Origin of the sequence: Xanthobacter tagetidis (assembly GCF_003667445.1) — a bacterium.
In the GTDB taxonomy this organism is placed as follows: Bacteria; Pseudomonadota; Alphaproteobacteria; order Rhizobiales; family Xanthobacteraceae; genus Xanthobacter; species Xanthobacter tagetidis.
The window spans coordinates 56,542-82,827 of the sequence record NZ_RCTF01000014.1; the positions used below are offsets into that span (position 1 = coordinate 56,542).

The 26,286-nt window shown below is 68.8% G+C and carries 26 protein-coding genes and 1 tRNA gene; 13 read left to right on the forward strand and 14 right to left on the reverse strand.

The genetic code is table 11. The features are described from left to right. Positions 1-327 precede the first annotated feature (327 nt). Positions 328-1,263: a helix-turn-helix domain-containing protein gene (locus tag D9R14_RS22940; protein WP_147453047.1), complete on the reverse strand. Its 936-nt coding sequence runs from the start codon at positions 1,261-1,263 to the stop codon at positions 328-330. A 144-nt stretch (positions 1,264-1,407) separates the two neighbouring features. Here D9R14_RS22940 and D9R14_RS16230 point away from each other — a divergent pair, with 144 nt between their 5' ends. The 3 genes from D9R14_RS16230 (at position 1,408) to D9R14_RS16240 (ending at position 3,380) form a co-directional block, all read left to right on the forward strand. After that, positions 1,408-1,794: a hypothetical protein gene (locus D9R14_RS16230; RefSeq protein WP_121624395.1), complete on the forward strand. Its 387-nt coding sequence runs from the start codon at positions 1,408-1,410 to the stop codon at positions 1,792-1,794. Position 1,795: 1 nt separating this feature from the next. Further along, positions 1,796-2,689, forward strand: a complete 894-nt coding sequence (locus D9R14_RS16235) for a hypothetical protein (protein ID WP_121624396.1) — start codon at positions 1,796-1,798, stop codon at positions 2,687-2,689. 304 nt (positions 2,690-2,993) lie between these two features. Further along, positions 2,994-3,380 (forward strand): hypothetical protein, encoded by a 387-nt coding sequence (locus D9R14_RS16240; protein ID WP_121624397.1) that lies wholly within the window; start codon positions 2,994-2,996, stop codon positions 3,378-3,380. 228 nt (positions 3,381-3,608) lie between these two features. Here the strand turns inward: D9R14_RS16240 and D9R14_RS16245 are convergent, their stop codons facing one another. Beyond that, positions 3,609-4,451, reverse strand: coding sequence for a DNA adenine methylase (locus D9R14_RS16245; protein WP_210210865.1), 843 nt, complete (start codon positions 4,449-4,451; stop codon positions 3,609-3,611). Between the two features lie 30 nt (positions 4,452-4,481). Between D9R14_RS16245 and D9R14_RS16250 the strand changes: the two genes are divergently transcribed. Beyond that, positions 4,482-5,420: a DUF7687 domain-containing protein gene (locus D9R14_RS16250; RefSeq protein WP_210210866.1), complete on the forward strand. Its 939-nt coding sequence runs from the start codon at positions 4,482-4,484 to the stop codon at positions 5,418-5,420. 98 nt (positions 5,421-5,518) lie between these two features. On the opposite strand, the gene D9R14_RS16255 is transcribed toward D9R14_RS16250, so the two are convergent. The 3 genes from D9R14_RS16255 to gph form a co-directional block, all read right to left on the reverse strand. Beyond that, entirely contained in the window at positions 5,519-5,968 is a 450-nt protein-coding gene (locus D9R14_RS16255) for a hypothetical protein (protein ID WP_121624400.1), read from the reverse strand. A 187-nt stretch (positions 5,969-6,155) separates the two neighbouring features. After that, positions 6,156-6,230 (reverse strand) — tRNA-Val (locus tag D9R14_RS16260). Positions 6,231-6,356: 126 nt separating this feature from the next. Continuing rightward, a complete protein-coding gene (gene gph / locus D9R14_RS16265; RefSeq protein ID WP_121624401.1) occupies positions 6,357-7,040 on the reverse strand; it encodes a phosphoglycolate phosphatase in 684 nt (227 codons plus the stop codon). Between the two features lie 177 nt (positions 7,041-7,217). Between gph and D9R14_RS16270 the strand changes: the two genes are divergently transcribed. The 3 genes from D9R14_RS16270 (at position 7,218) to D9R14_RS16280 (ending at position 9,190) form a co-directional block, all read left to right on the forward strand. Continuing rightward, entirely contained in the window at positions 7,218-7,664 is a 447-nt protein-coding gene (locus D9R14_RS16270) for a hypothetical protein (protein WP_121624402.1), read from the forward strand. Between the two features lie 170 nt (positions 7,665-7,834). Continuing rightward, positions 7,835-8,542 carry a ribose-5-phosphate isomerase RpiA gene (gene rpiA, locus D9R14_RS16275; protein ID WP_121624403.1) on the forward strand — a complete coding sequence of 236 codons (708 nt, stop codon included), beginning with the start codon at positions 7,835-7,837 and terminating at the stop codon, positions 8,540-8,542. 102 nt (positions 8,543-8,644) lie between these two features. Then, positions 8,645-9,190, forward strand: coding sequence for a DUF2059 domain-containing protein (locus tag D9R14_RS16280; protein WP_121624404.1), 546 nt, complete (start codon positions 8,645-8,647; stop codon positions 9,188-9,190). A 96-nt stretch (positions 9,191-9,286) separates the two neighbouring features. Here D9R14_RS16280 and D9R14_RS16285 read toward each other — a convergent pair whose 3' ends face one another. Continuing rightward, positions 9,287-11,479, reverse strand: coding sequence for a glycosyltransferase family 2 protein (locus D9R14_RS16285; protein ID WP_121624405.1), 2,193 nt, complete (start codon positions 11,477-11,479; stop codon positions 9,287-9,289). 408 nt (positions 11,480-11,887) lie between these two features. On the opposite strand from D9R14_RS16285, the gene gor reads away from it, so the two are divergent. Next, the gene (gene gor, locus D9R14_RS16290; protein ID WP_121624406.1) at positions 11,888-13,249 is read left to right on the forward strand and encodes a glutathione-disulfide reductase; all 1,362 of its coding nucleotides are present in this window, start codon (positions 11,888-11,890) and stop codon (positions 13,247-13,249) included. A 40-nt stretch (positions 13,250-13,289) separates the two neighbouring features. Here the strand turns inward: gor and D9R14_RS16295 are convergent, their stop codons facing one another. From D9R14_RS16295 to D9R14_RS16305, 3 genes are all read right to left on the reverse strand, one after another. Beyond that, entirely contained in the window at positions 13,290-14,522 is a 1,233-nt protein-coding gene (locus tag D9R14_RS16295; protein ID WP_121624407.1) for a multidrug effflux MFS transporter, read from the reverse strand. A 111-nt stretch (positions 14,523-14,633) separates the two neighbouring features. Beyond that, positions 14,634-15,104: a hypothetical protein gene (locus tag D9R14_RS16300; RefSeq protein ID WP_121624408.1), complete on the reverse strand. Its 471-nt coding sequence runs from the start codon at positions 15,102-15,104 to the stop codon at positions 14,634-14,636. A gap of 9 nt (positions 15,105-15,113) precedes the next feature. After that, on the reverse strand, positions 15,114-15,473 hold the full coding sequence (locus D9R14_RS16305; RefSeq protein WP_121624409.1) for a DUF6152 family protein: 360 nt from the start codon (positions 15,471-15,473) through the stop codon (positions 15,114-15,116). A 313-nt stretch (positions 15,474-15,786) separates the two neighbouring features. Between D9R14_RS16305 and D9R14_RS16310 the strand changes: the two genes are divergently transcribed. Next, positions 15,787-17,223: a class II 3-deoxy-7-phosphoheptulonate synthase gene (locus tag D9R14_RS16310; RefSeq protein ID WP_121624410.1), complete on the forward strand. Its 1,437-nt coding sequence runs from the start codon at positions 15,787-15,789 to the stop codon at positions 17,221-17,223. 161 nt (positions 17,224-17,384) lie between these two features. Here D9R14_RS16310 and D9R14_RS16315 read toward each other — a convergent pair whose 3' ends face one another. Together D9R14_RS16315 and D9R14_RS16320 are read right to left on the reverse strand one after the other, a co-directional pair. Further along, positions 17,385-18,311, reverse strand: coding sequence for a hypothetical protein (locus D9R14_RS16315; RefSeq protein ID WP_121624411.1), 927 nt, complete (start codon positions 18,309-18,311; stop codon positions 17,385-17,387). An 8-nt stretch (positions 18,312-18,319) separates the two neighbouring features. Beyond that, positions 18,320-19,132, reverse strand: coding sequence for a hypothetical protein (locus D9R14_RS16320; protein WP_121624412.1), 813 nt, complete (start codon positions 19,130-19,132; stop codon positions 18,320-18,322). Between the two features lie 421 nt (positions 19,133-19,553). On the opposite strand from D9R14_RS16320, the gene D9R14_RS16325 reads away from it, so the two are divergent. Further along, the gene (locus tag D9R14_RS16325; RefSeq protein ID WP_121624413.1) at positions 19,554-20,009 is read left to right on the forward strand and encodes a hypothetical protein; all 456 of its coding nucleotides are present in this window, start codon (positions 19,554-19,556) and stop codon (positions 20,007-20,009) included. A 10-nt stretch (positions 20,010-20,019) separates the two neighbouring features. Here D9R14_RS16325 and D9R14_RS16330 read toward each other — a convergent pair whose 3' ends face one another. Further along, a complete protein-coding gene (locus tag D9R14_RS16330) occupies positions 20,020-20,460 on the reverse strand; it encodes a dihydroneopterin aldolase (RefSeq protein ID WP_121624414.1) in 441 nt (146 codons plus the stop codon). 333 nt (positions 20,461-20,793) lie between these two features. Here D9R14_RS16330 and D9R14_RS16335 point away from each other — a divergent pair, with 333 nt between their 5' ends. Next, positions 20,794-21,531: an SDR family oxidoreductase gene (locus D9R14_RS16335; protein ID WP_121624415.1), complete on the forward strand. Its 738-nt coding sequence runs from the start codon at positions 20,794-20,796 to the stop codon at positions 21,529-21,531. 12 nt (positions 21,532-21,543) lie between these two features. Here D9R14_RS16335 and D9R14_RS16340 read toward each other — a convergent pair whose 3' ends face one another. Continuing rightward, positions 21,544-22,038, reverse strand: a complete 495-nt coding sequence (locus D9R14_RS16340) for a GNAT family N-acetyltransferase (RefSeq protein ID WP_121624416.1) — start codon at positions 22,036-22,038, stop codon at positions 21,544-21,546. Positions 22,039-22,363: 325 nt separating this feature from the next. Here D9R14_RS16340 and D9R14_RS16345 point away from each other — a divergent pair, with 325 nt between their 5' ends. Continuing rightward, a complete protein-coding gene (locus D9R14_RS16345) occupies positions 22,364-22,984 on the forward strand; it encodes a Maf-like protein (RefSeq protein ID WP_121624417.1) in 621 nt (206 codons plus the stop codon). Then, a complete protein-coding gene (yacG, locus tag D9R14_RS16350; protein WP_121624418.1) occupies positions 22,981-23,184 on the forward strand; it encodes a DNA gyrase inhibitor YacG in 204 nt (67 codons plus the stop codon). The genes D9R14_RS16345 and yacG overlap by 4 nt, the downstream gene beginning before the upstream one ends. A gap of 15 nt (positions 23,185-23,199) precedes the next feature. Here yacG and D9R14_RS16355 read toward each other — a convergent pair whose 3' ends face one another. After that, positions 23,200-26,145, reverse strand: coding sequence for an outer membrane protein (locus tag D9R14_RS16355; protein ID WP_170168644.1), 2,946 nt, complete (start codon positions 26,143-26,145; stop codon positions 23,200-23,202). Positions 26,146-26,286: the final 141 nt, after the last annotated feature.

Here is a 26,286-nt window from a genome sequence, read left to right on the forward strand (position 1 = left end):
TTGCGGGTATGCGCCAGCTGTGCTACAAAAGCTTGCCAGTGCTTTTGTAGTTCCAGTACATCCATCCCAGTATCTGAAAGCCGTCCGCGTCCAACGGGCGGCTTTCGCATGAGTGGGAGGTTGTACCGGACTTTCCCTAATCCCGGCGCCGCCTTTCGGCGGCAAGCGCGCAGCATGGCATATGGCCACGCTTCATGCAAACATCTAAAGGGGTTAGGTTCCCTGCACAGCCACCTTCGCCCTTTGACATCACCCGGCATTTCAGTGTGATGCGGAACCCACCCCGAGGCCAGCCCCCGGAGACCCGGCGCATCGCCGCCCATGTGGCTACTGCCCATCGTCCTCGTCGCACTCAGCGGACGCCAGCGCCGGGACAGGCTGCGTGAAGTTGCCGGCGAGCTTGGCGGCCACCGCATCCAACGCGCCTCGTAGTTCCTCGTTGAGCTCGGTTGGCGCATGCGTCACCACGGCATCCACCTGTTGCCGAATGTGCGGGTTCCAAATGGGATCCGCGCCACGTAGCGCGGACTCGGCGGCCCTGACGCCGGCCGCATTGCCCTCGGCCGCTGCCGCGTGCAGCGAGCGCTCAAGGTAGAGGACACGTTTTGCCTGCCCATGCTTCAGGGCATAGGCGAGCGCTTCATGGGCGTTCGCCCACTGGTAAACCGTATCCCGGCTGAGTCCGATTTCACCACATGCTGCGGTGATTGAGAAGCCTTGCGACATAAGATCAACAATCAGGTCGCAGACAACCGGGTTATACTTATTAATGTCTATATACTTCTCTGCGTAATACGCCTCCAAGGCGTCTATATTGTCCCGAACCGCTTTCGGCAGACGCTCCCTTGATGCGTATTTCTTCAGTGCCGATTTGTACGGGTTTGCCATGAAAGACGATCCATTACTTTGAATGCTTTCTTCAACCATAGCATACGGCGGTACGTTCAGCAATTTATACCAGCCATTCCCAAAAGGCGACATTATTGTTAAGCGCAAGAACAAGACCCCATTACACCAATAGAAGGGCCGGACCGCGCAGGTGGAGTGCAAGTTATGAAAGCGATTACTGGTGGAGCCCTGGTCAAACGACTTGTGACCCTGCGAGGCAAGTTTCTGCTTGCCAATGAGCGCAGCGGCGAGCATCGCCTCCACGCCGCGTTGAACGCCTTCGAGCGCGAGGCCATGACGCTCCAAGGCGCGGAGGTCGCCTTCGCCAGCCAGAACGAGGCGGACCACGCAGGCGCGCTTTGGGATGAATGCCACGGGCTGGCGCTGCGGGCGTTCTACCGGATCGGCATGAGCCGCAGGGTTTTTGGGCTTGGGGTGGAGCCGCCGCCCCCTGCGCCGCCGCAGTTCGCGCCTTCCCCCGTCCTCGTCCCCTTCACCGTCTAAAAGGATACCTCGCCAATGTTCCCCTTGCTCAAGCGGATTCCGGCCGAAGATCTAGAGCCGATTCGGGGCCGCCCTCGGAAGTTATTCTTGGAAGATCGCGCGCCGGTCAATCCGACCGAGGTTCGGCTGACCCAGATTCGCGAGAGCTACCTGAGCCGCTTGCCGGGCAGACATACGCCCACGGTGAAGGAAATTGCCGAACGCATCGCCGCGAAGCAGATCGAAGCCGAGGTGACGGCGGCGCTTTGGGGCGCGGACCATGAATTCGCGCGGCGGCAGGAAGTAGAGCTCGGCCGCCTGATCGCCGCCCTACACCTAGAGCACGACGAGCCGCTGCACCCGGCGGACGCATGGCCGGACACGGCTTACGAGGACGCCGCCACCGAACAGGGAGATCACTGAAATGACCACCGATCCACGGCTGAATCACCGGGTGCAAGAATTCGCCCCGGCCTACGTTCGCGAAGCCGCAGCAGCCATCGCCGCCACCGTGGCCAAACTGCCCCAGAGCGCTGCCGCCAAGTTCCGCCAGTTCGAGGAGGCGGCCTTCGCGGCCGAGGCGGCGGCAGGTGCCGCGCGGGCGAAGCGCGACGAAAAACTCCGCCCGATCTCCGCACTTCGGCAGGCTGTGGCGCAGAGCACCACCCCCCATCCCGCCAACATCGCGCTTCTGGAGGAGCTTACGCCGGAACTCGAACACGCGGAGGAACTGTTCAGCCGGTTCAATGCCGAACGTATCTCAACCGGCGCGGCGTTCAGCGCCATTCAGCGTGCGCTCGAAGCCCTGCCTCCCAATGCCCGCTTCGTCGCTGTCGAGTCCTCGGCGCCGAAGAAGGCCGACACGCTCATCGCCGTCCGCGAAACCATCGCCGGCCTGAAGCGCGACATCCATGCGCTGGAAAGCAGCGCTCCGACCACCGAAGAGCAAGAAGCCACGTTGCGGGCTGCCATCGCAAAGCGAGGGGAAGCCGGACGGCCGCGCATGGACCGCACGGGCCGGCTGAAGACCGATGCCACTGCCACAGCACAGGCTGCGGCGCTCGCGGTGGCGTGCTGGCTCAACCCGGAAGGTGTGTTCGCCCGCATGGTGGAAGACGGCGCCTTGCGCGAGGGAGGCTCCCTATCGGCGGCCGAGAAGGCGGCAGCACTGACAACCCTCCGCGCCAGCTTGTTCGAGGTCGAACTTTTGGAAGAAGCGCTCCTCCAACGCGACGGCGGCACCCGCCGCGCCGACGCGGACCCGCTCGCCATTCTTGGCATCCGGGTCGAGGCTGGCCGAGCGGCGCGGGCCGCGTGAGGACACAGGTTGCTCCCTCGGCGTTCGCCATCGCCGAGGTTGAGCACAGGCACCACCGGGCGCGCTTGTGACGACTCGGCGCGAGAGGAAAAGGGATGCGGTTCCCCCTGTCCCGCATCCCGAACCGTCCCCGGTGGTGCCCACAATTCCGAAACCGGGGCGCCGCTGAAGCTGCGGCCCGGCATCAATGCGCGGTTCGGTTCCTACCGGTGCCGCCCACACACACGCGGGGGCAAGGGCTGATGGCACCAATGTGGCCACAGCACACGACACCGCCCCCGCCGAGCAACAGAAAGGACATCGGATGACGATTCTTGACCGCTTCGGTCGCCCCAAGGAAGTGCCGGCCGGCTACGTCCTTCAGGAGGGCGAGTCGGCATACGTCCCCATGGATGAGCTGCACAACCCCGCGCGCTCCCGCCGCATGGGCGATGCCGCGCTCGCGACTTTCATCAGGGACGGCAGCACGGCCAACGCCGCGCCGGCCGGCTTCTTTCGGGACGCCTATGGTCGCTTGCTCGCCACAGGCACCACGGCTGCCGACCAACGCCGCGCCGGCTTCTATGCTGCCCGTGACGCCATGCTCGCGGACGAATGGCGCGGTGGTGATGCCCGGCCCGACACGCCCCGGTCTCGCGAGCAGTACGTCGCCGACCTCGCCAACGCGTGGAAGTACCCAGAGTCGGCCTGACGGCCGGGCCGTCGCGTTGGGGTGGGCGCTGGCTCGCTATGACCGCACGGCCAGCACAGCCCAGCCCCCATGTGGTCATCGCGAGTCCAAGGCTTTCCCTGACGATTCTTCCGGCAATAAGAAGGGCGCCCGGTGGGGCGCCCAATGTTGATTTACTGAGGATGAGCTAAGTCCATCGAATCTCATACCCAGCCATATATCCAGTCATATGGTGAAGAGAAAAATGATTCAATAAGTTAATAGTAGTCGATCAGAAACATGCTCCGATTCAAGTGTCTGACCGTCCATCTGGAACCGCCGGAGCATTGATCGCCCGATATGAATATACTCCTCGCGCTCAAACAGTCCGTCGGGAATAGAGACGTCTACTTTTTTATCGCCGGACTTCTTTGTGCCGTCGATGCTCAGCGCGATGCGCACACCGCGAGATTTACTCTCACGGATCACATTGAATAGCCGAGAAAGACTAAACCTCTGAGCCCCGTAAAGTATGGCCTGACTATCCACATACGGAGGGTCCAAGTAACAAACGTCTCCACGGCCTGCGAGCCGCATAACGTCCTCAAAATCGGCGTGTACAAACTTAGCAGCGCGAGTACGGGCAGCCCAAATGCGAGCCCTTTCTGCAAAGCTGTCTGGATGCATCGGCTGATGCGGTCCGCATGGCGTGCTCATGTAGCCATCAGCTTTTCGGAATCTGACCACGCCGCCGTAGCAGACGCGGGAGAGAAACAAGAGGTCGGCCCCGTTCGGCGATGCGTTATATGATGCCTTTATGGTCTCGTACGCCCCCTCTTTCCCCATACTCGCGATAAGAGAGTGGCGCTGAGAATACCAGCGGACGAGACCGTCGGGGTCCTCACGAAGCTGTTGCCATATTTCAATTAGGGGCTTGAAGGCATCCGACGCAACGGCTCTTTGCGGCGCCAGATGGGCCAACACGGCTCCGCTTCCGAGGAATGGCTCATAATACGTGCCGTAGTCCGTTGGAAGATATGAAATTATCTCTTTGGCAAATTTTTGCTTGTTGCCGATCCATTTCAGTAGCTGCCCCTTCAGGGAAGGCAACATCTCACCGCCCCCGTTGAGGGGCAGCATCCCTTGAGTGTATCGATATCCTCCAACCTGATTCGCATGGTGGGGGGAATCGTGCGCGCTAACGATGCTTTCAAGGGGCTCGAAAAGGGTTTTTGGGCGCATGTTCGCTCTCTATCTCAAACGCTAGGCTACACGGCTCGGGGGACGGGCACAATTAAGGTGCCATCGTTTGAAGAAATTTTGTTGGGGATGAAGCAGCTAAGGCTTCTAAACGATCACCTCATCAAGAATGGCGCCCCCACAAAATTTGCCGATACCCTGATAGCTTATTTTGCGTACAGAGCTGAAACCCTAAACAACACCGTGCAACATCAGTTGATGGATAAGGACTCGGCAAAAGCCATGTATGAACGGCTTTTGACGGTTCGTGAATACAAGGTCGCAGCGGCGATGAACAAGCAAAAGGGCGAGAAGAAGCAGGTTGCCTATCTAACTGCAATGGTCAATATGCTCATCGAAGCCAATGCTGACGGCATCGAATACGACCACGACCCGCGTCAGCTAACTACCGTAACTCGCGATGGGCGACCGCTTAGAACGTTGGCGCGCCGTATTGATGGAGCGTTTCCATCTGCGGTCAATCCTGTAGCTGTATGGGAAATAAAAGAATACTATCATACCACAACTTTTGGAAGCCGAGTAGCCGATGGTGTGTATGAAACATTGCTTGATGGAATGGAGTTGGAGGAGATGAGGCTCGAAACAGGAATTGACGTCGAGCACCTTCTCATTGCTGATGCACATTATACTTGGTGGGAGTGTGGGCGTTCTTATCTGTGCCGGATGATCGATATGCTTCATATGGGCTATGTTGACGAGATTCTATTCGGCACTGAAATCGAAGAGCGTTTGCCGGCCATAGTAGCAGGGTGGGTCGAAAAGACCCGCGTGAGGCAGGCGGAAGCCAAGGCGGTTTTGTCGGATGATACGCCGCTTCTCTAGTCAAGGATGGTCCTGTTCCATCTTTTTGGAAGTTTTGGGGACGGTACCAATAGGGCGCCACAAGGCGCCGCGCTCGATGACCACAAGCGCAGCGGCCGTCAGGCTTCCTTGCCCTCCTGCACCGCCGTCCGCTTGTCGGCCTTCGTGACGAGGCCGATAGGCGGCAGCGCGGCGCGGGGGTATCCGTGAAACCGACGCCAGTAGGAATACTCAACCTTGACGTTGGTGGCGTTGAGCCCCGCTGCGTACTTGCTGACGGCAACCTCGCCAGAGGTAGGGGTGCGCCCGAGGTCGGCCATGGCCTTGTCGCACGCCTGCCACGCGAGCCAGCACAGGCCCCCGGCGGTGGGCTCCTTGATGCCGTTCTGCTCCCGGCGGACAAGGCCGGTGATGGCCTTGAACTGCGCCTCGCGGGCCGCGTCGGCCTTATGCTTGGCAGTTGTGGCCGCCGACTCGCCCTTGGCCTTCGCAGGCGCCTCGGCCGGCGCGGCGTCCTTCAGGCTGGGCAGAGCCCGACCGGTGCGCACCTTCTCGATCTTCACGGTCATAGTCGATCCCTTCGCTCTCTAGCGCTAACGTGCGCCATAAGCGCAACCTATGAGAGTGCAAAGAGGGGTGCAACGATCTTGTTCTCTGTTTGTTCTATGTACCGCCAATCGTTCGGCGCCAAACCGTGGGTCATCGTGGGTTATGACCACGACAACGGGGAAATTTCCTAATAATTTCAATAGAGAATGGTGGGCGATGCAGGGATTGAACCTGCGACCCCTCCCGTGTGAAGGGAGTGCTCTCCCGCTGAGCTAATCGCCCGCACCAGTCGCGAGACGGGCGATGTAGGGCGGGAGGCCCCCGACTGTCAAGGGGCGGCCTCCGGTTTCCCCAGCTCCATGGAACGGCGCGCAGAGGGCTGCGCCCGGTGTCCCGCCCCGCGCCGCCCTACGCCGTCTCGCGGGCCAGTACGGCGAGCACCGCGGCCTCCAACTGGTCGAAATGGTCGATCAGCCGGTCGGCGCCCAGCGCGTGGGCCGGCGTCTCGGTGTAGCCGAAGGACACCGCGATGGCCGGCACGCCGGCGGCGCGGGCGGTGCTGATGTCGGTGATGCTGTCGCCGACCATCACGGCGCGCCCGGCGCTGCCGCCGGCGGCGGCGATGGTGGAGAGGAGCGGCAGCGGGTCGGGTTTCGGCTTGGCATAGGTGTCGGCGCCGGTGATCACGGCGAAGCGCCCCGTCAGGTCGAGCCGGTCGAGCAGGAGCCGGGCGAGATATTCGAGCTTGTTGGTGCACACCGCGAGCCGCGCGCCGCGCGCTTCGAGCCGGTCCAGCGCCTCCAGGAGGCCGGGGAAGGGGCGCGAGCCATCGGCGATGTGGTCGGCATAATAGGTGAGGAACTGGGTGTTCAGCGCCTCGATCTCCTCCGCCGGCAGCGCGAGGCCCTCGCTCGCCAGCGCCCGGCGGATCAGCATGCGCGCGCCGCCGCCGATCATGTTGCGGGCGGCGGCCCGGTCCACCTTCGGGATCTTGTGGGCGGCGAGCACCACGTCGAGCGTGTCGAGCAGGTCGGGCGCGGTGTCGACCAGCGTTCCGTCGAGGTCGAAGGCGATCACGGGCGTCTGGGGCATCGGGCTTCCTTGGGCTTCCTTGGGCGTTCTTGAAGGGGGCGTGTGGTGCGGGGGCGTGTCATCGCTGCCCTTTGCCTTAAATCCTGCCGCTTTTTGGCGCCAGCGTCCTGCGGCCCGGCAGCGCAGCCGCGCGGCGGGGCTCTCTCGCCTGTGGCGTGCGAACGAGGAGGTTTGGCGATGCGGATGGCTCTCGATGCGGCTTGGGGCTTCGGGCGGATCGGACAGGCGGGGGCAGGCGCGATCGGCGCCCTGATGCTGGGTGCGGCGCTGGCCGGGCCCGCGGCGGCCCAGGCGCCCGCCGGCTACAGCTTCGCCTCGCCGCCGTCGGCGGAGGCAAACCGCGTCTATGGGGTGAACCACAAGACCGGCGAGATGTCGGTGTGCCAGTTCGAGCGCCCGGCCGGCAGCTTCGCCGGCATCACCCGCTGCTTCACCCGGGGCGACGGCGCCGGCGCCCAGGCGGACGGCAATTACGACCTCGTGCCCACGCGCTTTGCGGGCGAGACCGGCATCTTCCGGGTCAACCGCGACACCGGCGAGATGAGCATCTGCTACGTGCGCGACGCGCCCCAGGCGGGCGGCAAGAACGATCCCATCCTGCTCTGCACGCCGCCGGCCAAATGAGGGCGGCGGCCGTAGCGCGCGCCGCGGGGCGCGCGCAACGGAGGCAAATGCACGGATGGGGCGTCGCGTCCCTTGTCCGCGCCCGCGATCGAGGCTAGAGGCGAGGTCCGGACCCGCCGCCGGGCCAGCCGGCCCGGCGCGGCTCCCACCGAACCAGAACGGAAGCGTCCATGGCCCCCGCCGAAGACCTGAAGCGCCGCGCCGCCGCCCGCGCCCTCGAATTCGTGACCGACGGCATGCGCCTCGGCCTCGGCACCGGCTCCACCGCGCGCCATTTCGTCGAACTTCTGGCGGAGCGGGTGCGCGAGGGGCTGAACGTGCTCTGCGTGCCCACCTCCGAGCAGACGCTGCAGCAGGCGGTGGACCTCGGCGTGCCGATCGCCACCCTCGACGAGGCCGGCCCGCTCGACCTGTGCATCGACGGCGCCGACGAGGTGGGGCCGGGCCTCGCCCTCATCAAGGGCGGCGGCGGCGCGCTGCTGCGCGAGAAGATCGTCGCCCGCGCCGCGCGCGAGATGGTGGTGATCGCCGACGCCTCCAAGAAGGTGGCGGTGCTCGGCCGCTTCCCGCTGCCGGTGGAGGTGGTGGACTTCGGCGTCTCCAGCATCGAGCGCAGCCTCGCCGACGCCATCCGCGAGGCCGGGTGCGCCGGCCCGCTGGCGCTGCGCCGCGACGGCGACGGACATGCTTTCGTCACCGATCAGGGGCACCTCATCATCGACGCCCATCTCGGCCGCATCGCCGATCCCGTGCTTCTCGCCCAGGCGGTCGCGCAGGTTCCCGGCGTGGTGGAGCACGGGCTGTTCCTCGGGCTCGCGAGCCGCGCCGTGCTCGCCGGCACGGACGGCATCGTGGTGCTCGACCGCACCAGCTTCTGAAAGGGCCGCGGCCCGGTTCCATCGTTGGAGGCGCATGGCCGGCCGGATGATCCCCGGGCGGTCCCGCCTCCGGAGCGCGACACATCTTTTGCGGAGATTTCCATGCGCGACATGACTTTCGCCCGCCGTGCGGGCCTCGGCCTCCTGGCGACGCTCGCCTTCACCGCCCCGCTCGGCCTCGCCCCCCTCGCGGTGCCGGCCGCCCGCGCCCAGCAGGCGGCGGCGCAGCCCTCCCCCGCCGTGATCGCCGTGGCGCGGGAACTGGTGGTGGCGAACGGCGAGGCGCGCGCCTTCGAGGGCGTGATCTCCGAGATCGTCAACGGCGCCGCCCGGTCCTTCGTGCCGACCAATCCGGATCTCGCCAAGCCGCTTTCCGAGGTCGCCCAGACGCTCCGGACCGAGTTCGAGAAGCGCCAGGGCGAGGTGGTGCAGATCCTGGCCGCCGCCTACGCGACGCGCTTCAGCGAGGCGGAGCTGAAGGAGGCGCTGGCCTTCTACAAGACCGCCACCGGCAAGAAGCTGGTCACCGACCGCCCCGCCATCGTCCAGCAGACGGTGCAGGGCATCCAGGTGTGGGGCGCCCAGGTCAATGCCGAGGTGCTGGAGCGCGTGCGCGCCGAGATGAAGAAGCGCGGCTACGACCTCTAAGCCGGCGCCCCCCGGCGCGCTTTGCGCGCCGGGTTTCCCCTGTATCTCCCGCGCCTTGCGCGCCGGGCTGTACCTACAGCGTCACCTGCGGCTGCTTCAGCCGGCGCCCCGGACCTCCGGGCCGCGCGCCGCGCGCGCGTCCTCCGGGGCCTTGCCCACTGAGGCGAACAGGTTCACCCGGCTGAGGTTGGGATTGTAGTGGGGGTCCACGAACACGTGCGACGCCCACAGCGCCTCGAAATGCGCGTGCTGCTGCCTTAGGCGCGCGCGGTGCTCGGCGGTGCGGTGGCGTCCGCGCGAGGCCGATTCGTGGTGGATCATCAGCGCGTGCGGGGTCCACACCACATTGTAGCCGGCGCGGCGCACGCGCATGCACAAATCGATGTCGTTGCAGTCCTCCGGGAAGCGCTCGGGGTCGAGCCCGCCGACCGCGTCCCACACGTCCCGGCGGATCAGCAGGCAGGCGCCGGTGACGGCGCTCAGGTCCTGGCGCACCAGCAGCCGGCCTTCCTGGCCCTCCGCCTCCGGCTGGCACGACGCGAACCAGTGCGAGGCATAGTCGAACAGGCCGACGATGACGCCGCCATGCTGGATGGTGCGGTCCGGATAGAGCAGCTTCGCCCCCACGACGCCGGTATCGACCCCGTGGTCGCGGCGCGCGATCAGCGCCACCATCTCGTCGAGCCAGGCGCCGTCGATCACCTCGATGTCGTTGTTGAGCAGCAGGATCAGCGCGCCCGATGTCGCCGCGACGCCGTTGTTGCAGATGCGCGAGAAGTTGAAATTGCCGCCGTCGCGCACGATCTGCGTCGCCGGCCACAGGCCCTTGACCTCGTCGAACAAGGCGAACGTCTCCGGCTGGACCGAGCCGTTGTCGACGATGACGATCTCGAAATTGCGGTAGTGCGTCTGCGCGATCAGCGTGCGCAGGGTCATGCCCAGCAGCTCCGCGCGGTCGCGCGTCGGCACGACGATGGACACTAGCGGCCGGTCCTGCGGCACCGGGAACAGCGGGCGCAGGAAGCGCCCGCCTTCGGTGGTCTCCACCGGCAATCCGAGGCTCTCCGACAGCGCCGCGGCGGCGTGCGCACCGGTCTCCGCATCCGCGAAGCCGGCCGGCAGATCCGGGCCGCTATAGGCGATGCGCGGCAGATGTCGCACCGCCTCGGCGTCGAGCCCCTCCAGATAGCGCAGCAGGAAATCGTAGGGCGCGGCGCCGGCGAATGCGGGGCGCAGCCCCACGGCGCGCGCCCGGGCGCCGCGCACCACGGTGAGCGCGCCGAAATAGGGCCAGGATTCCAGCAGATGGCGGTTGAAGGCCGGCTTGAACACGCCCTCCACCGGCGCGCCCGCCGCGTCGCGGCGCTCCGCGTCGGTATAGAGCAGCATCAGGCCGGGCCGGTCGGCGAAGGTGGCGCGGATCATGGCCACCGCATCGCGGGTCGGCGCGCCGCGCGGGTCGAGCACGCCGACGAGGCGGTCGGCGGCCTCGGGTTCAGCCAGCGCCGCCGCGAGCGCCGAGGTCTCGCCGTCGCCGATGGCGGGCACCAGGCGGCCGATGCCTTTGACCAGCGTGGCAAGGCGCGCGCCGTCGCGCTCCAGGCGCGCGGGATCCACCGCGACGAGCCAGTCGAAGGCCGGATCCGTCTGCGCCCGCAAGGCGGCGGCGCAGGCCTCAAGGTCGGCATCGCTCGGGACGCTCGCGCCGACCGGGCTCGCCAGCAGCAGAAGCGGCGCGGCCTCCGCCGGGACCACCTGCGCGAAGTCGCCGACGAACTGCGCGCGATACTTCCCATAGACCGGCAGCCAGAGCTGGCGCTGCAGCGGGGAACTGGCGAGCCGCGCCGCCATCTGGAAGCCGAGATGCCGGGCGGCGTCCGAGGCCGCGATCCAGCGCTGCCTGAGGTCCGCCCCCGGTTCGCCGGCATTGCGGAAGCCCTGCAAGAACGAGTGCAGCTTGAGGATGACACGCCCCAGCGGAAACTGGCCGCGCACCGGGAAATAGGCCACCCGCGCCGCGCCGATCGCGGCCCGCTCGCCCTTCAGCACCAGGCGGGCGGCGCCGGGGGGCACCTCCACCGGCTCCAGCGCGCCGGGCTGCACGGTGACGCGGCGCTCGGTGCCCTCGATGGCGATCTCCACCGGCTCCGAGACGCCCGACACGGCGAGCATGACGACGGTGCCCTGGCGCAGGCTCGCAAGCCGCACCAGCAGCGGCAGGTGAAACCGTCGTCCGTCCGCCACCCATGCGCCGCCCTTGAGGGGGAAGGGGGCAATCTCGTTCGCCATATCTGCTGATCCGATCGCGTGCCCGCCTTAAACCACTCCTTGAAGCCGCGAGGCAAGCGCCGGCGGGGGTGGCAGTTGGTCCGCTGGCGCACGGCAACCGCAAGGCGACCCTCGCCCCGGCGGGGAGAGGGCAGGGTGAGGGGCGCCGCCGTCCGTGTGAAAGCCGCTGCCGGCGGGGAGAGGGTGGGGGAGGGGGCGGCCCGGGGGGCACCACCAGCGGCGCTTGGCCGCTTGGCGAGGAATGCCCCCTCCCTGCCCTCCCCCGCAGGCGGGAGAGGGTTCCACGTGGCGCCAGGCTCGTCACCGGGAATTCAGACGCAGACGCCGCCCGATCCTCCGACCGCTTGACGCGGCGCGGCGCTCGGACTTGTTTGTCCCCCTCCCGGCAGCCGCGAAAGGTCGAGCCCGATGTCGTCGAAGCAAGTGGATCTGTTCGTCATCGGCGGCGGCTCGGGCGGGGTCAGGGCGGCGCGCATCGCCGCCCAGCATGGCGCCAAGGTCATGATGGCCGAGGAATACCGCATGGGCGGCACCTGCGTGATCCGCGGCTGCGTGCCGAAGAAGCTGTTCGTCCATGCCGGCCGCTACGCCCACGATCTGGAGGACATGGCCGGCTTCGGCTGGCGCGTGTCCGGCGCCGAGTTCGACTGGCTGACCCTGGTCGCCAACAAGGACAAGGAGATCGCGCGCCTCGAAGCGATCTACCGCACCAATGCGGAGAAGGCCGGCGTCGAGATCGTCGCGGCCCGCGCCGTGGTGGCGGGGCCGAACACGGTGCGCATTCCCTCGACCGGCGAGGAGATCAGCGCGCGCCATATCCTCGTCGCCACCGGCGCGAAGCCGGCGCTGGGGCCGGACATTCCCGGCCGCGAGCTCGCCATCACCTCCAACGAGGCGTTCCACCTGAAGCGCTTCCCCGAGCGGGTGCTGGTGCAGGGCGCGGGCTACATCGCCGTCGAGTTCGCCGGCCTGTTCCGGGCGCTGGGCGCCGAGACCCACCTCGTCTATCGCGGCGACCAGATCCTGCGCGGCTTTGATGACGACGTGCGGGCGCATCTTGCCGCGGAGATGACCAAGGCCGGCATCCACCTGCATCCCGGCGTCACCCTGTCCCGGATCGAGGCCATCGCCGGCGGCAAGACGGTGACGCTCTCCGGCGGCGCCACGGTGGAGGTGGACGAGGTGATGCTGGCCATCGGCCGCAACCCCAACACCGCCGGCCTCGGCCTCGAAGCCGTGGGCGTCACGCTCGACAAGATCGGCGCGGTGGAGGTGGACGCGGCGTCGCGCACGTCCGTGCCGTCCATCTATGCGGTGGGCGACGTGACCAACCGGGTGAACCTGACGCCGGTCGCCATCCGCGAGGGCCACGCCTTCGCCGACACGGTGTTCGGCGGCAAGGCCTGGAGCGTCGACCATTCCGGCATCGCTTCGGCGGTGTTCTCCGAGCCGGAGATCGGCACGGTGGGACTGACCGAAGAGGGTGCGCGGGCCGCGTGCCCGAGGGTGGACATCTACAAGACCACGTTCCGGCCGCTGAAGGCGACGCTCTCCGGCCGGGACACCCGCGTGCTCATGAAGCTGGTGGTGGACGCCACCGACGACCGGGTGGTGGGCTGCCACATCGTCGGCGAGGGCGCGTCCGAGATGATCCAGCTTGCCGCGGTGGCCATCGGCATGGGCGCCCGCAAGGCGGATTTCGACCGCACCGTGGCTGTGCACCCCACCGCCGCCGAGGAACTGGTCACGCTGCGCACCAAGTCGGCCTGAGCGCACCAAGTCGGCCTGACCCGGCCTGAGCGGTCGCCGCTCAGGCGTGGTGGAACAGCTTGCCCTTCTCCGCCCACAGCACGGCGAGAAGGGCGAGGATGCCGAGGCCGGCATAGCCGAGCGAGATCGGCAGCACCGTGCCGTCGAAGGCGCGCCCCACGCCGAAGCCGATCAGCGCCGCCATCAGCGTGGTGTAGAAGCCGATGAAGGAGGAGGCGGTGCCGGCCACCGCCCCGAGCGGCTCCATGGCGGTGGAGTTGAAGTTCGGCACCGTGAGCGCGAACAGGAACTGCGCCGCCGCCACCAGGGCGCAGAACAGCAGCAGAGGCGGGCGCCCGTCATAGACGAGCGCCGCCGCCACCATGCCGAGCGCGGCGACGACGAAGCCGATCACCCCGCCATGGGACAGGCGCCGCATGCCGAGCCGCCGCACCAGCGAGGCGTTGAGGAAGGAGGCGGCCGCCATGATCGCCGCCACCACCGCGAACACCACCGGGAACAGGTGGCCGAGCCGGTAGATGTCGGTGTCGAACACCTGCGAGGCCGAGCCCACATAGGCCATCAGCGCGCCCATCATCAGCCCCATGCCGGTGGCGTAGCCGAAGGCGCGGCGGTTGGTGACGGTCAGCATCATGCCGGCGCCGATGGCGCGCACCGAGAACGGCATGCGGTATTCGGGGTGCAGCGTCTCCGGCATGCGCAGCGCGAACCACGCGGCGACGATGAGGCCGAGCGCCAACATGGCGACGAAGATCAGGTGCCAGGAGCCGAACGCCAGGATCAGGCTGCCGAGCGCGGGGGCGACGATGGGCACGGTGAGGAACACCATCATCACCAGCGACATGATGCGCGCCATCTCGCGTCCCTCGAAGCGGTCGCGCACGATGGCGACCGCCATCACCCGCCCCGCCGACGCGCCGACCCCCTGGATCACGCGGGCGACGATGAGCAGGGAGAAGCTGTCGGTGACGAGCGCCAGCAGGCTGCCGGCGGTGTAGACCGCGAGCCCCGCCAGCAGCGCCGGCCGGCGCCCCACCACGTCGGAGAGCGTGCCGTAGAAGATCTGCGCCACGGCGATGCCGATGAGATAGGCGTAGACCAGCGTCTGCACGTCGTTCGGGTCGGGCAAGGCGAAGTCGGCCCGGATCGCGCCGAAGGCGGGCAGAAGGTTGTCGATGGAGAACGCCGTCATGCCCATCATCAAGGCGATGAGGGCGACGAACTCGGGGAAAGACGGCTTCAGGGGGCGGGCGGGCCCGCGGGACTTGGGCATCGATCACTCGGATGGACGCGTGTCCCGCAACAGACACGGACGGTGGGGCGGGGCGGTCGGCCGCGGCAGGGCGGACGGGAGGTCGATGCCGCGATGCAGCGCGACCGCGGCTCACACATAGGCGATGCCGCGGCCGAGGAGAAGGGTCGCGGTCCACGCGGCCAGCGAAAGGACGGCATAGGTCCGCGCTCCCTTCGGCATCTCCCCGCGCCGCAGGGCGCCGGAGAAGGCGAGGTGGAACAGGGCGAGGTTCAGGATGCCGAGGGCGATGAAGCCGAGCTTCGACAGGAACACCACGTTGCGCACCAGCGGCCCGGCCTCGGCCACGAACAGAACGATGCCGGAGGCGACCAGCAGCACGAGGCCGGTCGACGCCACCGGAATTCCGGCCCGCACGACGGCGCGCGCCGCCGGCATCCGCCGCAGAACGGCGATGTCGAAGGTGGCGATGGCGCCCACCATCAAGGCGGCGCCGAGCACATGGGCGAGGTTCGCGGCCGGGTAGAGCCAGACGCTGGCGCGTGCCATGCGTCCGAGCGCGGAGCCTTCCGCGAGCGCGGCCAGGGCGAGCATCAGGTCCATGCGCCGGCCTCAGCGCAGTTCGACGGTTTTGCCATCCACGACGATGCGTTCCGCGCGCATCTCGTTCGGGGTGCGGGTGGACGGATAGCCGAACACGCTCACGGTGACGCCGGGCTTCAGCATGTCTTCGCTGAGGCCGCGCGCCTGCATGCGCGAGAGCGGCGCCAGCGTCGCCTCCCAGGTGGCGCCGTCATGCTTCAGCATCAGGTGGGCGTGGGGATTGGCCCATTCCAGGTGCTCGACCGGCGCGGTGATGGTGAACGCCTTCTCGGTATCGTAGCTGCCCCATCCATGATGGGCGAGGGCATCGCCGGCGGCGACGACGCCGAACAGCGTGCCGGCGGTGACGACGAGACGGGCGAAGGTCATGCGGCTTTCCCTGTCCGTGGGTCCGGCGCGCCGAAGCGCCTGCCGGGGGGAGGACATAATGACACCATCGGCGCCCGGATTGGGGCGCGTCTGGCGCGCACGGATCACAACGGCGTGCGCCCGCCGCGCTGCAACCTGGCGTAGGCTTGGCCGTGGCGCGCCGGGCCGTTCGGCGCGGCGCGCGTCATCTTTCGGGGGGCGCGTTCCTCGTGTATAAGCCCGCCTTCCGGTCCAGGGCGCGAACACAAGAGGAACGCGGCACGGGCCGGTCCCGGCACGAAGGCGTGCTGGAACTCATCTTCAGGAGAGTGACATGGTAACCCGCCCGCAATCCGCATCCGTCCCTGGCGCCGAGGCTTCCCGCCGCGCCGAAGGCTGGCGTCCGGATAGCTGGCGATTTTATCCCGGCCTGCAGATGCCCGATTATCCGGACAAGGGCGCGCTCGCCGAGGTGGAGACCAAGCTCGCCTCCTACCCGCCGCTGGTGTTCGCCGGCGAGGCCCGCCGGCTCAAGGCCGAGCTTGCGCGCGTCGCCAAGGGCGAAGCGTTTCTGCTCCAGGGCGGCGACTGCGCCGAGAGCTTCGACGAGCATTCGGCCGACAACATCCGCGATTTCTTCCGCGTCTTCCTGCAGATGGCGGTGGTGATGACGTTCGCCGGCGGCTCGCCGGTGGTGAAGGTGGGCCGCATCGCCGGCCAGTTCGCCAAGCCCCGCTCCGCCGACACGGAGACGGTGGACGGCGTGACGCTGCCCAGCTACCGCGGCGACATCGTCAACGACATCGCCTTCACGGAAGCGGCCCGCGTGCCGGACCCGCGCCGGCAGATCGAGGCCTACCGCCAGTCGGCGGCGACCCTCAACCTGCTGCGAGCGTTCGCCAATGGCGGCTACGCCAACCTTGAGAACGCGCACCAGTGGATGCTGGGCTTCGTGAAGGACAGTCCCCAGTCCTCGCGCTACCAGGAGCTGGCGGACCGCATCACCCAGGCGCTCGACTTCATGCGCGCCTGCGGGATCAACCCGCAGAGCCACCCGGAGATGCGGACCACCGACTTCTTCACCAGCCACGAGGCGCTGCTGCTCGGCTACGAGCAGGCCATGACGCGCGTCGATTCCACCTCCGGCGACTGGTACGACACCTCCGGCCACCTTTTGTGGATCGGCGACCGCACCCGCCAGGCGGACCATGCGCACGTGGAGTTCTTCCGCGGCATCCGCAACCCGATCGGCATCAAGTGCGGCCCCTCGCTCTCGGGCGAGGGCCTCATCCGCCTGCTCGACATCCTCCAGCCCGACAACGAGGCGGGCCGCATCACCCTGATCTGCCGCTTCGGCGCGGACAAGGTGGGCGAGCATCTGCCCGGCCTGATCCGGGCGGTGGAGAAGGAGGGCCGCGCGGTGGTGTGGTCGTGCGATCCCATGCACGGCAACACCATCAAGGCTGCGTCGGGCTACAAGACCCGGCCGTTCGAGCGCATCCAGTCGGAGATCCGTTCGTTCTTCGATATCCATGCGGCCGAGGGCACCTTCGCCGGCGGCGTGCACCTGGAGATGACGGGCAAGAACGTCACCGAGTGCACCGGCGGCGCCCGCGCCATCTCGGACGAGGACCTGCGCGACCGCTACCACACCTATTGCGACCCGCGCCTCAACGCCGAGCAGGCGATCGAGACCGCCTTCCTGGTGGCCGAACTGCTCAAGCGCGAGCGCCTCGCCCGCGGCCGCCCGCAAGTGGTTGCGGCGGAGTGATCCGCCGAAACCACAAAAGGTGCAAGGTGGTTGCGGCGGAGTGATCCGCCGCGACCACGGAAGGCACGGGGTGGTGGCGGCTGAGTGATCAGCGGCCCCCTTGATAGGGACGAAATCTGCAAGCGGCGGCTCCGGATGACGGGGCCGCCGTTTGCTTGTGCTCAGTGCCCCAGATCTTTGGCCCCCAGATCCCAGTGCCTGCGGACCTCGGCGACGAAGCGCTCGACGAAGCGTGAATCCGCGAACTTGTCTGCGTAGGTCGCCTGAAGGTCGTCGTACCACAGGATGTTGGGCACGCAGCCGCATCCGCGCGGATCGTGCCAGCGGCCTTCCGCGTCCACCGTGCGGATGTCGCAGCCGCAGATATCGGCCTCCCTCAGGATGTTGCTGTAGTGGTCGTAGGAATAGAGGGTGCGCGTGCGCCGCAGGACGTCGCCCAGGGCGGCAGCGGTGGGCGTGATCTGCTCGATCTCGCGGGCCTCGACCCCGGCCGGCAGGGGGAACCTCTCGCGCAGCGCACGCCCCTTGTAGGTGAAGACGCAATCCATGGTCTTCGGCACGCGCGGGTCCGGATAGATCACCGCCGGGTCCACCAGCCCCGTCCACAGCACATGCTGCGGGCCGAGCGGACGGCCGATGATCGCGCTGATCACTTCAAGCTTGAGCGGGTCGTAGACAAAGACGAGGTCGTCGTCCGGATAGTGCGTCTCGCCGCCGATCAGTCCTGGATCGTTCAGCGCCCAGCGGATCACCCTGCGCGCGCCGAGGGGGTTCCCGGTGACGATCTCGGGATAGATGACGATGGCATCGCCCACCGGTCCGTCATGGATCGGCGTGCGCCAGCCGCGCGGGGGCAGGCCGTCCGGCGCGACGCCCGCCAGCGCGCTTAGGCCGAGCCGGTTGAGCCGAGCACGCAGAGCATAGGCCTTCAGCGCGCGCGGATCGGCGATGGCGGGTGCCATGGCGGCGCGGTGGCCGCGCGCGTTCAGGTGGTGGCAGAGGCGGAACAATGCGCGCACCCCCGAACTGCGGTGGGTGAAGGGCACCGTCCAGATGAGAAACGTCGGCGCACGGCGCGCGGGGAACATTGCCGTCCTCACGGGGCGCGGTAGGCCGGGAAGAAGCCCGCATCCTCGCGTCCGGCGGAGAGGCGGGCATAGAGCGCGGGGTCGTTCACGATCTTGAGCATGTAGACCGGCTCTGAACCATTGGCCCAGCGGGACTTGAAGGTGTGCAGACCCTCCCGGCTGCCCTGCGGCAGCCCGCCCGTGAGCATGCGGATGTCGTGCGTCGTCGCATAGGCCTGGAGACCGTGCATCAGGAGGTAAGAGGCATTCCACCGCAGCCCATCCAGGGAAGGGCAGGTGTGCAGCACCTGGAGGATGCCGCCGAAGACGACGGCGCAGGCCATGGCGCCGATTGCGCCGTCGCGCGCCACGCGGAAGAAGCGGGCGCAGTCGAGCCGCGCGATGCTCGCGAAATGGGCCGCGTCCATGTCGAAGAACCCGCTTGCCAGTCCCCGCCGCTCCACCAGGGACGCATAGAGGCCGGCCATGGCCATCCGCTCGCCGAACGCGGTCACCTCCTCGAAGCCGGCGACTTCGGCGCAGCGGGAGAGCCGGCGCCGGGCACGGGCGCTGAGCGGCGGCGCCGGGCGCCGCGGATCGAAGGAGAAATGGTGCTTGAAAAGCCGCGCCGCGCCGGCATGCGCGCTGGGCACATAGCCCGGCTGCGTGATCACCGTCAGCGTGACAAGGTGGCGGAAGTCCTCGAACAGGCTGGCCTCGTCGTCGGGGCCGGCGAGCCAGAGATAGGGAAACGGGCTGATCCCGTCCACGAACGGCGTCTCGCCGATCGGCCGGCGCAGAATGGCGAGGCGCCCGTGGGGGCTCACCTCCACCGCGCCCATGCGCGCGAATCCCCCCGCATACGACGCCGTATTGAACGGGCAGGACGCTGCGTCCGGCGCCGGTGCTGCGGTCGGATCGGCCGTGGCTGCGCGCGCCGGGGCGGTCACGACGCGGTCCCCGCAGGTTTGTTCCCGCGCGGCGCCCTCATGAGAGGGAGTGCGACCATCGACCACCTCCAGCCATCGCCATGCGGCCCGCTCTCTCGTCGGCTTCGCGCCTTCCGCATCGAGAAGAGGTCCAACCCGTTGTCCTGGGCCAAAAAGATGAGGCATTTGCCGAGCCGCCCGGAGGCAAGTCAAGCCGGCAGATCATCGTTGCCGTTCCGCCCTTGCTGCTCCCCCGGGACGGCTGGGGCCGGCTCTGGCCCGGCCCGGGGGGCCGCAGTAAAGAAGACGGCAACGCTCTCGCCGGAGGTCCTCCATGTATCTCGCCTCGATCGTGCTGCTGATGGTGGTGCTGCCGCTCGGTTCGCTCGGCGCCGAATGGGCCCTCCATGGCGGCGCGCTCGCCGCGCTGGCGCTGAAGTGGTTCGTGTTCTGGGCCGCCGGCGCGCGCCTGTTCGCCGCCGGGGTGAAGCAGGTGAAGGACCCGCTCTTCACCTCCCAGAGCCTGCTCGGGGTGCCGGACCCCAAGGCCGCCGTGCTGGTGCGCGAACTGGGCTTCGGCAATCTCTCGATCGGCCTCCTCGGCCTGCTCTCGCTGCCGTTCCCGTCCTTCCTGGTGCCGGCGGCGGTGACCGCAGGTGTGTTCCTGGCGCTGGCCGGGGTGCAGCACGCCGCGCGCGGCGGCGGCAATGCGAAGGAGCAGATCGCCATGATCTCCGACCTCGGCATGGCGGCCGTGCTCGGCCTGCTGGTCGCCGCGACCCTGCTCTGAGGGCGGCGGGTCAGGCGTCGGGCGGGCGCAGGCGGAACACCTCGACGCCCACCGCCTCGGTTTCCGGGAAGATGTAGGGCTTCACGATCGACACCCGGCAGGCGTCGATGCGCGGGTCGGCGAAGCAGAAGGCCACCAGTTCCTCCACCCAGGTTTCCAGCAGCGGGGTGTGGGGGCGCTTCGGCCAGTCGCGCGTCACCAGCGCGCGGATCGGGTCGTAGTCGATGATGGCGGACAGGCTGTCGCCGAGCCGCTCGCAGCGCGCATACATCTCCACGTCGACGATCACGCGGGTGGGATGCTCGGGGTGGGTCTCCCACGGGTGCAGGCCCACATTGATGTCGGTCTTCATGCCGCGGACGATGATCTTCTGGTGGCTCGCCCCGGCATCGAACGGCGCGCGCGCCATGGCGGCCGCGGCGGGAGAATGGGTCATCTCGTCCTGCTTCATGCCCTGATCCGTCGGCTCCCGGCCGGTTTCCCGATCCCTGCGGCGTCGTGCGACCGCGACGCAGATACGGCCAAAGCCTAGCCCCGGATCGTCCGGCGATAAAGCGGGCGCCCGCCGCCCCTCCCGGGCGCCCGTCCTTCGGTGCGCGCCCGCCCGGCTGCGCAGGCATCGGTTGCATGGCGCCCCTCTCCCCGGCGGGGAGAGGGGGGCACGCCCCAGCGGTGGCGCGGGCCGCGCGGCGCGATGCCTGCGCACGCGCCCCCTTCATTTGCCGCACGAGATGTGACACACGGCCCTGGGCGGCCGCCCGAGGCCGCCACAGCGGAGGCGACCATGCGACAGCCCCAGAGCGTTCCGAGGACCGCGCTCGTCACCGGCGCCGCCTACCGGATCGGCCGCGCCATCGCCCGCGATCTTGCGGCCCACGGCTACGGCGTGGCGCTGCACGCCAACCGCTCGGCTGAGGCCGCCGCGGCGCTCGCTGCCGAGATCGCGGCCGAAGGCGGGCGCGCCGCGGTGGTGCGGGCCGATCTGGCCGACACCGGCCGCCTGCCGGGTTTGGTGGCCGACGCCGCGTCCGCGCTCGGCCCGCTGGGCGTTCTGGTGAATTGCGCGGCTTTGTTCGAGGACGACGGCGCGGCGGTGGATGCCGCCGCCATGGAGCGGCATTTCCGCGTCAACACGCTGGCACCGGTCCTGCTGGCCGACCGGTTCGCGGCCGATCTGCCGGAGGGTGCGGACGGGGTGGTGGTGAACATCCTCGACCAGCGCGTGCTGCGCCTCACGCCGGACCATTTCTCGTACGGCGTCTCGAAATCCGCGCTGTGGGCGGCGACGCGGATGCTGGCGGCGCGGCTCGCCCCGCGCGTGCGGGTGCTCGGCATCGGTCCCGGCCCGGTGCTGCCCCACGATGGCCTCGCGCCGGAGGACTTCGCGCGCGAGGTGGCCGCGACGCCGCTGCGCCACGCACCGCACCTCGCCGACTTCGGCCGCACCATCCGCTATTTCGTGGAGACGCCCTCGCTCACCGGGCAGATGCTGGCGCTTGATGCCGGCCAGCACCTCGGCTGAGGGCGCGCGCCGTCAGGCCGTGACCGCCCCGGCGACGCCCTCGAAGGCGCCGGGCTGGAGCTCGCACACCAGCAGCCGCGCCGGGTCCACCGGGCCGGGCAGGGTGACGCGGCCGGCCGGCACCCGGCGGAAGCCGAAGCGGGCGTAATAGGGCTCGTCCCCCACCAGGATCACGAGGCGGTGGCCGCCGGCGCGAGCCGCCTCCAGCGCCACCTCCATCAGCCGCGCGCCGATGCCCACCGACTGGAACGGCGGCTCCACGGTGAGCGGGCCGAGCAGCAGCGCGGGATGGGCGCCGATCGACACCTCAGTCAGCCGCACCGAGCCCACCAGCATGGTGCCGACGCGGGCGGTGAAGGAGAGGTCCGGCGCGTGCGGCGCCTGCTCGCGGATGCGGAAGGCGGTGCGCGCGAACCGGCCGGGGCCGAAGGTGCGTTCGTGCAGCCGCTCGATGGCGGGCGCGTCCTGGGGCCGCTCAAGGGCGAGGAGAAGGGGAAGCTCGGTCATGGGTCTTCTTCGGATCGGCAGGCGCTGTCACCCGGCGATCCGGCGCCGGAATGCTCTCCGGGGCGCGGTCAGGCGGGCAGGCGAAGGGGCGCGCTCGCGCGCGGTCCACCCTCTCGTCGTCGCAGCCTGAGCGCCATGGCGCATGATCCTCGTGGGGATGAGCGGCGGGCGATAGCACGCCCCGCCAAGCGGGTCCAGTGGTGGGGACGGCACCGGCGCGCAACTGCCCCGTTCACAGCGGCGGTCCTTTCCATTAGCGTGCCGGCCGCGGGCGCCCGGCGCCCGGCAAGGTCCCGGCGCACAGCGCGGAAAGGTTGCCCGTCCCGTGGAAGACAAGGTGAAGCTCGTCCTTGCGTCCGGCTCGCCGCGCCGGCTCGCGCTCCTCAACCAGGCCGGCATCGAGCCGGACCTGCTCATGCCGGCGGAGCTGGACGAGACCCCCGAGCGGGGCGAGCTGCCGCGCCGCCTCGCCCAGCGCCTCGCCGAGGAGAAGGCGCGGCTGGTGGCGGGGCGCGCCCGCGAGGCGGGCATCGAGGCGCTCATCCTCGCCGCCGACACCGTGGTGGCGGTGGGCCGGCGCATCCTGCCGAAGCCTGAATTGACCGCCGAGGCCGACGCCTGCCTGCGCCTGCTCTCCGGCCGCACCCACCGGGTCTATACCGGCATCTGCGTCATGGACAGGAAGCGACGCGCCCACACGCGACTGGTCGAGACGCGGGTGCGCTTCAAGCGCCTCTCGCGCGACGATGTGGCGGACTATCTCGCCTGCGGCGAGTGGCGCGGCAAGGCGGGCGGCTATGCCATCCAGGGCATCGCCGGGGCGTTCGTGCTGAAGCTCGTGGGCTCCTACACCAACGTGGTGGGGCTGCCGCTCGCCGAGACGGTGGGCCTGCTCGCGGGCGAGGGCTACGACGTGCGCGCCGGCTGGGTGGAGCGCGCCGCGTGAGCGGGGCGGACGCGCCGCAGAAGGCGCCTCAGGCACGGCCCTGCCCGATCTGCGGCAAGCCGGCCGTGGAGAAATACCGCCCGTTCTGCTCCAAGCGCTGCGCCGACGTGGACCTCAACCGCTGGCTCTCCGGCGCCTACGCCATCCCCGGCGCGCCGGAGGAGGACGAGGACGGCGAGAGCGGGCCAGCGGAGCGGTAGCGCCCCAGCTCGCCCTCAGCGCCCGCCGAAGCCGGCGAAGCGGTAGTTCACGCTCATGCCCACCATGTCGAGCCTGAGGCTGTCGGGGGCGAGGTTCACCCCCGCCAGCGCCGGCACCGCGCTGGTGGTGAAGGGCTCCGAGGCGCCGAACTCGAAGTGCTTGTATTCGAGCGCCACCGACAGGTTGGACATCAGCGCGTATTCGATGCCGGCGCCGATGGTCCAGCCGGAATTGGCCGCGCCGTTCACGGCGACCCGCTTGTCGAACCAGGCGGTGTTGAAGCTGTCGTCCTGCCGGTTCCAGGCGAAGCCGCCGCGCAGATAGAGCAGGGAGCGGTCGAACGCGTAGCCGAGGCGGGCGGTCGCGGTGCCGAGGGCGGTGACGCGGCTGCCGCAGTTGAAGCCGGAATGCCGGCCCGCCGGGGCGGTGGAGAAGCAGGTGTTGGTGCCGATCACGTCGGCCCAGGCGCCGCTCGCCTCCGCGCCCACGACCAGCGCGCCGAACTGGTAGTCGCCGCCGATCTGCAGCCCCGCCATGGCGCCGCCGAGGTCCGCCGCGTCGCCCCGCACCGGCGTCGCGAAGGGCGAGGCATAGGTGGTGTGGCCCTTGCCGCCGCCGAGCGTGCCGCCGGCATAGACGCCGGTCCAGTCGTGCGGTGCAGCGGGCGCCTTCGTCGGCATCGCGCCGGCCCGGCCCTCCAGCGGCGGCACGTCGCCGAAGCGGTAGGAGGCCTGGACGAAGCCGCCATAGCGCTCGGCGAAGAAGCTCATGGCCTGGGGCTTGGGATCGTCGAACTGGGCGTAGGCGTTGCTGGTGTGGAACGCCCAGTAGCGCGCGCCGACGCCCACGTCGAGCCGGTCGGTCACGGCATAGCTGAGGATGGCTTCGAGCTGCACGCCGGTGCCCCGGCCGCTCTGCGGCAGCGGGTTGATGTCGGGCCGCGACCAGTGATTGTCGAAGCCGGTCATGGTGGCGTAGGGCAGATAGGCGGCGTCCAGTTCGAGGCGCATGCGGTCGGAAAGCTGGAGCCGTGCATTGAGACCCAGCGCCACGCCCTGCCACGTCTCGGTCTCGCTCAGGCCGAGGCCCCTCCAATTGGAACGATCCGCCGGATCGTCGCAGACCTCGTCCTTGGCGATCTGGCGGCAGCCATAGCCGTTCACGCGGGTATACATGCCGCGATAGCCGACGAAGGCGCCGAGGCTGTTCTGCCCCTGGCGCAGGAAGTCGTAGCCGATGTCCAGCGCGCCGTAGGACAGGTGGCCGTCGCCGAGCTCCGTCAGGGTGTTGGAATAGCGGACCTCCGCCGGGAAGTCCTCGTCGTTGAGGCTGCCGCCGGCGAGCGTGCCGAGGCCGGCATAGCCCTTCAGGAACAGGCCGTTGTGGTTCTGCAGCCGGAAGAAGGCCTCGGCCGCCTGGCCGGTGGTGTCGTCGTAGATCAGGCGCGAGACCATCTGCTGCTGCGTGACCGGGATATAGAGGTCCTTCTGCGAGCGGCCGGTGCTGGCGAAATAGCGCGCGCCGATCTCCGCGCTCCAGCCGACGGGCAAGGCGGGCGCCGCCGGCGCGGCGCCCGGACGGGGCTCGGCGAAGCGGTAGTTCACGCCCGCGCGCACCAGGTCGAGCTGCTGGGTGACGCTCGCGCCCCCCGATGTGCCGCCGCCGGTGAAGGTGCGGTCCTGGCTGCCGAAGTCGATGTAATTGTACTCGATGAAGGCCGAGACGTTGTCGGTGAGCGCATAAGCGAGGCCGCCGCCCAGGAGCCAGCCCCAGCGCACGCCGCTGTCGGAATAGACCGGCCCCCGGTTCGTGTCGTGCACGTTGCCCTCGCCGAACGCCCAGGCGGCGCCGGCCTTGCCGTAGACCAGCGCGTCGCCGAAGCTGCGTCCGAGCTGCCCGGTGAGCGTGCCGATGCTCTTGATGATGTCGCGGCAGGCGAAGCTGGTGCCGGCGTTCTTGCCGTAGGCGCATGGTGCGTAGCCGCCGAGCGTCGACGCGCCGGCGCTGGCCTCCAGGCCCGCCACCCAGGCGCCCATCTGCATGTTGAAGCCCCCCTGCACGCCGCCGACGAGGCCCTGTGCCTCGCCCGCGCCGGGGAAGCTGCCGGCCGCCGAGGCCCGCGCCAGGACGCCGCTGGGGTCGTCCCACTCGGTCCAGCCGAAGGCGCCGCCGGCGAAGGCGCCGAGATAGAGGCCGCTCCAGTCGCGGCCGGGCGAGGCCGGCGCCGGGCCGGTGCCCGGAAGGGGCGCGCCGAACGGCCGGTAGTTGAGCCCGAGCTTCACGATTTGCGCCGAGGCGGAGGTCTCAGTCGCGAGCGTCTGCGTGCCCTTGGTCAGGGTCAGGTCGCTGTCGCCGAAGTCGAGATAGGCGTATTCCGCCTTGGCGGAGAATTGCGGCGTGAGCGCCAGCTCCACGCCGCCGCCCACCGTCCAGCCGGAGCGGGTCTGCGACGCGGTGAATTCGCCCCCGAGCTTGCTGGCCCGCACGGCATAGCTCTGGTGCGTCAGCGCCGCGCCGGCCTTGCCGTAGAGCAGCACGTTGTCGAACGCGTAGCCGACGCGGGCGGCGAGCGTGCCGAGGAAGTCGGTGTCGGTGGAGCAGGTCGGGTCCCACTTGGTCATGCACCGCACGGTCGCGTTCTGGAACCCCGTGCCGATATCGCCTTCCACGCCGAGGACGAGCGGGCCGGTCTGGTAGTTGTAGCCCACCTGCGTGCCGATGAGCGCTCCCGAGCCCGGGACATGGAGCGTCGGCTGCTGGGTCAGCGCGGTGGCGAGCGGCGGGCTGGCGCCGAGCCAGTAGTTGTCGGCGATGCCGGCGCCCACATAGGTGCCGAGATAGAAGCCGGTCCAGGTGCCGGCCGGGGCCGGCGCCGCCTGCGCCTTGGGGGCGAGGTCGGCCGCCGCGGCCGGCAGGCCGGCGATGCCGATCAGGAATGCGGCGAGGCTGGTGGAGGTCATCAGTCGACGCCGGAGAATCATGATCGCAAACCCTGCCCTGTGTACAGATACCTCTATATCAGACCGGAAAGCTGCCGCACAGGAACCCAGAAATCGCATTTCCGCCATATTTCGCGCCATGCGCGTGCTGGCGTTTCCGCC

Bases quoted from the DNA above. Each gene is read 5' to 3' on its own strand.
- D9R14_RS16230 (WP_121624395.1), top strand. From the start codon at position 1,408: ATGTTCCCCTTGCTCAAGCGGATTCCGGCCGAAGATCTAGAGCCGATT.
- D9R14_RS16235 (WP_121624396.1), top strand. From the start codon at position 1,796: ATGACCACCGATCCACGGCTGAATCACCGGGTGCAAGAATTCGCCCCG.
- D9R14_RS16240 (WP_121624397.1), top strand. From the start codon at position 2,994: ATGACGATTCTTGACCGCTTCGGTCGCCCCAAGGAAGTGCCGGCCGGC.
- D9R14_RS16245 (WP_210210865.1), bottom strand. From the start codon at position 4,451: ATGTTGCCTTCCCTGAAGGGGCAGCTACTGAAATGGATCGGCAACAAG.
- D9R14_RS16255 (WP_121624400.1), bottom strand. From the start codon at position 5,968: ATGACCGTGAAGATCGAGAAGGTGCGCACCGGTCGGGCTCTGCCCAGC.
- gph (WP_121624401.1), bottom strand. From the start codon at position 7,040: ATGCCCCAGACGCCCGTGATCGCCTTCGACCTCGACGGAACGCTGGTC.
- D9R14_RS16270 (WP_121624402.1), top strand. From the start codon at position 7,218: ATGCGGATGGCTCTCGATGCGGCTTGGGGCTTCGGGCGGATCGGACAG.
- rpiA (WP_121624403.1), top strand. From the start codon at position 7,835: ATGGCCCCCGCCGAAGACCTGAAGCGCCGCGCCGCCGCCCGCGCCCTC.
- D9R14_RS16280 (WP_121624404.1), top strand. From the start codon at position 8,645: ATGCGCGACATGACTTTCGCCCGCCGTGCGGGCCTCGGCCTCCTGGCG.
- D9R14_RS16285 (WP_121624405.1), bottom strand. From the start codon at position 11,479: ATGGCGAACGAGATTGCCCCCTTCCCCCTCAAGGGCGGCGCATGGGTG.
- gor (WP_121624406.1), top strand. From the start codon at position 11,888: ATGTCGTCGAAGCAAGTGGATCTGTTCGTCATCGGCGGCGGCTCGGGC.
- D9R14_RS16295 (WP_121624407.1), bottom strand. From the start codon at position 14,522: ATGCCCAAGTCCCGCGGGCCCGCCCGCCCCCTGAAGCCGTCTTTCCCC.
- D9R14_RS16300 (WP_121624408.1), bottom strand. From the start codon at position 15,104: ATGGACCTGATGCTCGCCCTGGCCGCGCTCGCGGAAGGCTCCGCGCTC.
- D9R14_RS16305 (WP_121624409.1), bottom strand. From the start codon at position 15,473: ATGACCTTCGCCCGTCTCGTCGTCACCGCCGGCACGCTGTTCGGCGTC.
- D9R14_RS16310 (WP_121624410.1), top strand. From the start codon at position 15,787: ATGGTAACCCGCCCGCAATCCGCATCCGTCCCTGGCGCCGAGGCTTCC.
- D9R14_RS16315 (WP_121624411.1), bottom strand. From the start codon at position 18,311: ATGTTCCCCGCGCGCCGTGCGCCGACGTTTCTCATCTGGACGGTGCCC.
- D9R14_RS16320 (WP_121624412.1), bottom strand. From the start codon at position 19,132: ATGGGCGCGGTGGAGGTGAGCCCCCACGGGCGCCTCGCCATTCTGCGC.
- D9R14_RS16325 (WP_121624413.1), top strand. From the start codon at position 19,554: ATGTATCTCGCCTCGATCGTGCTGCTGATGGTGGTGCTGCCGCTCGGT.
- D9R14_RS16330 (WP_121624414.1), bottom strand. From the start codon at position 20,460: ATGAAGCAGGACGAGATGACCCATTCTCCCGCCGCGGCCGCCATGGCG.
- D9R14_RS16335 (WP_121624415.1), top strand. From the start codon at position 20,794: ATGCGACAGCCCCAGAGCGTTCCGAGGACCGCGCTCGTCACCGGCGCC.
- D9R14_RS16340 (WP_121624416.1), bottom strand. From the start codon at position 22,038: ATGACCGAGCTTCCCCTTCTCCTCGCCCTTGAGCGGCCCCAGGACGCG.
- D9R14_RS16355 (WP_170168644.1), bottom strand. From the start codon at position 26,145: ATGACCTCCACCAGCCTCGCCGCATTCCTGATCGGCATCGCCGGCCTG.